Source organism: Mycobacterium sp. E3298, assembly GCF_001666895.1.
In the GTDB taxonomy this organism is placed as follows: Bacteria; Actinomycetota; Actinomycetes; order Mycobacteriales; family Mycobacteriaceae; genus Mycobacterium.
Genome location: NZ_LZJB01000319.1, coordinates 1 through 4,129 on the forward strand (window position 1 = coordinate 1; position 4,129 = coordinate 4,129).

The following is a 4,129-nucleotide window of genomic DNA, read 5'->3' on the forward strand; positions in this document are numbered from 1 at the left end:
CGTGTCGGCCGCCGACCTGGAGCTGGAATGGCCCGCGGCGGTACGGACGCCGCCGATCTGGGACGCGATGCGCCAGCGCCGCTACCTCCACCGCCGCGCGGTCCACTACGGGGACCACCCCGCGCAGGTGCTCGACGTGTGGCGCCGCAAGGACCTGCCCGCGCAGCCCGCGCCGGTGCTCATCTTCGTGCCGGGCGGCGCCTGGGTGCACGGCAAGGCCATGGGTCAGGGCTCGGCCCTGATGTCCCGGTTGGCGGAGCAGGGTTGGGTCTGCCTGGCGATCGATTACCGCGTCGCCCCGCACCACCGCTGGCCGCGGCACATCGTCGACGTCAAGACGGCGATCGCGTGGGCGCGTGCCAACGTCGACAAGTTCGGCGGCGACCGCGATTTCGTCGCCGTGGCCGGGTGTTCGGCCGGCGGCCATCTGTCCGCACTGGCCGGGCTCACCCCCGACGACCCGCAGTACCACGCGAAGCTGCCCGAAGGCGCCAACACCTCGGTCGACGCCGTGGTCGGCATCTACGGTCGCTACGACTGGGAGGATCGGTCGACCCCGGAGCGGGACCGGTTCGTCGACTTCCTGGAGCGGGTCGTCGTCAGGCGCAGGATGGACCGCCACCCCCAGGTGTTCCGCGACGCGTCCCCGATGGCGCGTGTGCATCGAAATGCCCCGCCGTTCTTGGTGATTCACGGCAGCAGGGACAGCGTCATTCCCGTCGAGCAGGCGCGCAGCTTCGTGGACCGGATGCGGACGGTGTCGCATTCGATGGTGGGCTACCTGGAGTTGCCCGGCGCGGGCCACGGGTACGACCTCGTCGACGGGGAACGGGCGGGCGCCGCGGCGCACGCGACTTCGCTGTTCCTCAACCAGGTTTACCGCACCAAGACAAACGCGGCCAAAGAGGTTATCTGAACCGCCGCCGCTGAGTATGGTCCCTTTATGGGTAAGGGGCAGCGGTGAAACGGCTGAGCGGGTGGGATGCGGTCTTGCTCTACAGCGAGACGCCGAACGTGCACATGCACACCATCAAAGCCGCTGTGATCGAACTCGATTCCGATCGTCTTGACTTCGGCATCGACGCGTTCCGCGAAGTCATTCGCGGCCGCCTGGGCAAGCTGGAACCGTTCTGCTATCAGCTGGTCGAGATCCCCTTCAAGCTCCACCACCCGATGTGGCGGGAGCACTGCGACCTCGACCTGGACTACCACATCCGGCCATGGCGGCTGCCCGCTCCGGGTGGCCGGCGCGAACTGGACGAGGCCATCGGGCGCATCGCCAGCACGCCGCTGGACCGCAGCCGGCCGCTGTGGGAGATGTACTTCGTCGAAGGCCTGGCGAACAACCGGATCGCGGTGGTGGGCAAGATCCACCACGCGCTCGCCGACGGGGTCGCCTCGGCCAACCTGATGGCCCGCGGCATGGACCTGCAGCCCGGACCCGAGGGCGGGCCGTACGTGTCCGACCCGCCGCCCACCACCGGGCAGCTGATGGGTTCGGCGTTCGCCGACCACCTGCGCCACGTGGGGCGGATCCCGTCGACGATCCGCTACACCGCGCAGGGGCTGGGCCGGGTGCGCCGCAGCTCACGCAAGCTGTCACCGGAGTTGAGCCGGCCGTTCGAACCTCCGCCCACCTTCATGAACCACAAGATCACCCCGGAGCGCCGGTTCGCCACCGCCACCCTGGCGCTGGCCGATGTGAAGGAGACGGGGAAGCGGCTGGGAGCGACGATCAACGACATGGTGCTCGCCATGGCGACCGGCGCGCTGCGCACTCTGCAGCTGCGCTACGACGGCGAGGCCGTTCCGCTGCTGGCGTCGGTGCCGATGAGCTTCGACTTCTCGCCGGAGCGGATCTCCGGCAACCGCTTCACCGGCGTGCTGGTGGGCCTCCCGACCGATTCCGACGATCCGCTGGAGCGGGTGCAGTGCAGCCACGAGAACGCGATCGCCGCAAAGGAGAGCAACCAGCTGATGGGGCCTGAGCTGGTCAGCCGCTGGGCGGCCTACATGCCGCCCGCGCCGACCCAGGCCTTCTTCCGGTGGGCGTCCGGCCGCGACGGGCACAACAAGATCCTGAACCTGAACATCTCCAACGTGCCGGGTCCGCGCGAGCGCGGCCGGGTGGGCGGCGCGCTGGTCACCGAGATCTACTCGGTGGGCCCGTTGACCGCAGGCAGCGGCCTCAACATCACCGTGTGGAGCTACGTGGACCAGCTCAACATCTCGGTGCTGTCCGACGGCGCCACGCTCAAGGACCCGCACGAGGTGACCGAGGCCATGGTCGCCGACTTCATCGAAATACGCAGGGCCGCAGGGCTTCCCGAAGAGCTGACGGTCGTCGAGGCCGCGATGGCGCCAGCCTGAGGGCTATCCCGGAAACGGGACTCTCGACTGGTGCCAATGCCATTTCCGTCGACCGCTACGATCTTCTCGGATAAGCAGCCACCCCTACCCGAAGGAGCTGTGCGGCCGTGAGCGAAGACGCCAACGAACCCGAAGTCCTGGTCGAACAGCGGGATCGGATTCTAATCATCACGATCAACCGGCCCAAGGCGAAGAACGCGGTCAACGCCGCGGTGGCCAACGGCCTGGCCGCGGCCGTCGATCGGCTCGACGGCGACGCCGGTCTCTCGGTGGGCATCCTGACCGGCGCGGGCGGATCCTTCTGCGCGGGCATGGACCTCAAGGCCTTCGCGCGCGGCGAGCTGCCGATCGTGGCGGGCCGGGGCATGGGCTTCACCGAGCGCCCACCCGCCAAGCCGCTGATCGCGGCGGTCGAGGGCTACGCGCTGGCCGGCGGCACCGAGCTCGCCTTGGCCACCGACCTGATCGTCGCGTCCAAGGACTCGGCCTTCGGCATCCCCGAGGTCAAGCGCGGGCTGGTCGCCGGGGGCGGCGGCCTGCTGCGGCTGCCGCAGCGCATCCCGTCGGCCATCGCGATGGAGCTGGCGCTCACCGGGGAAAACCTGCCCGCCGAGCGCGCCCACGCGCTCGGGCTGGTCAACGTGTTGGCCGAGCCGGGTAAGGCGCTCGACGAGGCGATCGCGCTGGCCGAGAAGATCGCCGCCAACGGCCCGCTGGCGGTGGCCGCCACCAAGCGGATCATCGTCGAGTCCCGCGGCTGGAGCCCCGAGGAGATGTTCGCCGAGCAGAACAAGCTGCTGGCGCCGGTGTTCGCGTCCAACGACGCGAAGGAGGGCGCGATCGCCTTCGCCGAGAAGCGCCCACCGCGCTGGACGGGCAGCTGAGCGGCCGGGTTACACTATGGCTTAGATTTGTAAACCGTTGGGGAATCGGAAAGATCGAGGATGAGCATTTCGCTGCTGCTCGAGATGGCCGCGTCGAGCAACCCCGATCGCACGGCGGTCGTCTCCGGCGACGTGCGGCTGACGACGCAGCAGCTCAGCGACCTGGCCGACGGTGGCGCCGGCGTGATCGCCGGATCCGGCGCCAGGCACGTCGCGTACGTGGGCACCGGCGGCGCCATGCTCCCGGTCCTCATCTTCGCGGCCGCGCGCGCCGGGGTCGCCTTCACGCCGATCAACTACCGGCTGTCCGCCGACGGCATCCAGGCGCTGATCGACCGCCTGCCCGAGCCGCTGGTGGTCGTCGACAGCCGGTACAGCGACATGCTGGGCGGGGCGTCGCCGCGGCTGATGACCACCGAGGAATTTCTGACCGCGGCGCGCGGTGCCGAGCCGGCCGCCGAGTTCCCCGACCCGGAGTCCGTCGCGATCGTCCTGTTCACGTCCGGCACCACGTCGCAGCCCAAGGCCGTCGAACTCTCGCACAACAACCTGACCAGTTATGTCACCGGGACAGTGGAGTTCGAATCGGCCGACGCGGGCGAGGCGGCACTGATCTGCGTTCCGCCGTATCACATCGCCGGGGTCAGCGCCGCGCTGTCCAACCTGTACGCCGGGCGCAAGATGGTCTACCTGCCCACCTTCGACGCCCAGGAATGGGTGCGGTTGGTCGACGCCGAGCGAGTGACCACCGCGACGGTTGTGCCCACCATGCTGGATCGGATCGTCACGGTGCTGGAGAGCGGCGGTCACGAGCTGACGTCGCTGCGCAACCTGGCCTACGGCGGCTCCAAGGTGGGCCTGCCGCTGGTGCGCCG

General features: G+C 69.4%; 4 protein-coding genes. All 4 read left to right on the top strand.

Features of this window, described 5'->3' with window-relative positions:
* Positions 1-916: alpha/beta hydrolase (locus A9X05_RS14840; protein WP_067782324.1), on the top strand; the 916-nt coding region annotated here is incomplete at its 5' end.
* A 44-nt stretch (positions 917-960) separates the two neighbouring features.
* Positions 961-2,370, top strand: a complete 1,410-nt coding sequence (locus A9X05_RS14845) for a wax ester/triacylglycerol synthase family O-acyltransferase (RefSeq protein WP_067756769.1) — start codon at positions 961-963, stop codon at positions 2,368-2,370.
* A 107-nt stretch (positions 2,371-2,477) separates the two neighbouring features.
* Entirely contained in the window at positions 2,478-3,254 is a 777-nt protein-coding gene (locus tag A9X05_RS14850) for a crotonase/enoyl-CoA hydratase family protein (protein ID WP_067756766.1), read from the top strand.
* Between the two features lie 60 nt (positions 3,255-3,314).
* Positions 3,315-4,129, top strand: an 815-nt coding sequence (locus A9X05_RS14855; RefSeq protein WP_156736731.1) for a class I adenylate-forming enzyme family protein, incomplete at its 3' end; no start/stop codon positions are given.